This window comes from Acidisphaera rubrifaciens HS-AP3 (genome assembly GCF_000964365.1).
Lineage (GTDB): Bacteria > Pseudomonadota > Alphaproteobacteria > Acetobacterales > Acetobacteraceae > Acidisphaera > Acidisphaera rubrifaciens.
This window is the reverse complement of record NZ_BANB01000170.1, coordinates 1-1,176: the sequence shown is the minus strand read 5'-3', so window position 1 is coordinate 1,176 and position 1,176 is coordinate 1. Positions and strand designations below refer to the sequence as shown.

Annotated in this window: 1 protein-coding gene; it reads right to left on the bottom strand. The window is 71.2% G+C overall.

The features are described from left to right. Window positions 1–235 precede the first annotated feature (235 nt). Window positions 236–1,087 carry a GNAT family N-acetyltransferase gene (locus B8460_RS06355; RefSeq protein WP_241771127.1) on the bottom strand — a complete coding sequence of 284 codons (852 nt, stop codon included), beginning with the start codon at window positions 1,085–1,087 and terminating at the stop codon, window positions 236–238. Between the last annotated feature and the right edge of the window lie 89 nt (window positions 1,088–1,176).

Below are 1,176 nucleotides of genomic sequence, written 5' to 3'. Positions count from 1 at the left end.
CAGCCCCGCCGCGCCGCGACCCAGGACGTGCGGGACGTGTCGATCAGCGCCAGCAGCACGGGAACCGATACAAGCAGCACCGGCACGACGCACAGCGGCGGCAGCGCCGCGGCCGACAGCGCACCAGCCGCCAGGGCAAGCAGGTCGGCCCGCCGCCCGGCGAGCCAGCGCGCGCGCAATGCTTCGGCCCGCGTCGCCCTGCCGGGACGCGCCGCCGATACCCGTGCCGCGCCGTTCAGTCGAGTGCCTCGCGCAACTGCCGTTCGTAGTGGCGATAGTATTTGTCGGTCACCAGATCGGTCTTCACGACGATCGCGACGTCGGTGGTGTTGAACTGCTGGTCGATCACCGCCCCGTCGCCGACGAAGCCGCCCAGGCGCAGATAGCCCTTGATCAACGGCGGCAGCTGGGCGAGCGCCCGCATCGGCGCCATCGCCGGATGGGGGCGGCGGTTCATCTCCACGTATCGCTCCGGCACCGCCCGCATCCGCAGTGCCGGCGGGGCGAGGTGATTGACGTAAAGATAGGTGAGCTCGTCCGCGAGCTGTTCGGGGTCGGTGCCGGGCAGACTCGCGCAGCCGAACATGAGGTCGATCTGGTGGTGGAACACATAGGCGGCGATCCCGCGCCAGAGCAGCTGCATCGCCGCCCGACCGCGATAGGTGGCATCGACGCAGGAACGCCCGCATTCCAGGATCCGCCCCGGAAAGGCCAGTATCGGCGTCAGGTCGTATTCGGCGGCGGAATAGAAACCACCCGCCTGCGCCGCGCCATCGCGCTGCAGCAGTCGATAGGTGGCGACCACGCCCTCCGGCCCGGGGCCGATCGCATGGTCCACCACCAGCAGGTGATCGGCCACTTCGTCGAACGGGTCGCGGTCGCGCTGCTCGCCCGCCGCCGCGCGATCCGCCCGCGCGCCCATTTCCTGATAGAACACCCGGTAGCGCAGCGCCTGCACGGCGTCGATTTCCGCCGCCGTGGTGGCAATGCGAACGCCGAGATTGCCGGCCCGCAACTCCCCGAACCCGCGGCCCTCATGGGCCTGCGAGGTCGGCCAGGCGCGGCCGATCGGCTTGTGTTCTGTCAACGAGACACGCGCTCCGCCCCTGTTTTCGCCGCCGCGTGACCGCCCGCGCCGGCGCCGCGCCGCTGCGCGGCGTGGCCGGCCGTTGCCGC